At 53.6% G+C, this 233-nt stretch carries 1 rRNA gene; it reads right to left on the bottom strand.

Annotated features, from left to right (window positions below):
- A 16S ribosomal RNA gene (locus tag ACTHSX_RS10895) occupies positions 1-233 on the bottom strand; the annotation flags it as partial.

Here is a 233-nt window from a genome sequence, read left to right as displayed (position 1 = left end):
CCTACGGACGCTTTACGCCCAATAATTCCGGATAACGCTTGCATCCCCCGTATTACCGCGGCTGCTGGCACGGAGTTAGCCGATGCTGATTCCTCAAGTACCGTCATTATCTTCCTTGAGAAAAGAGGTTTACAATCCAAAGACCTTCCTCCCTCACGCGGCGTTGCTCCGTCAGGCTTTCGCCCATTGCGGAAAATTCCCCACTGCTGCCACCCGTAGGCTGTCTCTTATAC

Source organism: Neisseria sp. P0014.S002 (genome assembly GCF_051958295.1).
In the GTDB taxonomy this organism is placed as follows: Bacteria; Pseudomonadota; Gammaproteobacteria; order Burkholderiales; family Neisseriaceae; genus Neisseria; species Neisseria flavescens_B.
The sequence above is the reverse complement of the archived record's forward strand: the minus strand, read 5'-3'. Positions and strand labels throughout refer to the sequence as shown.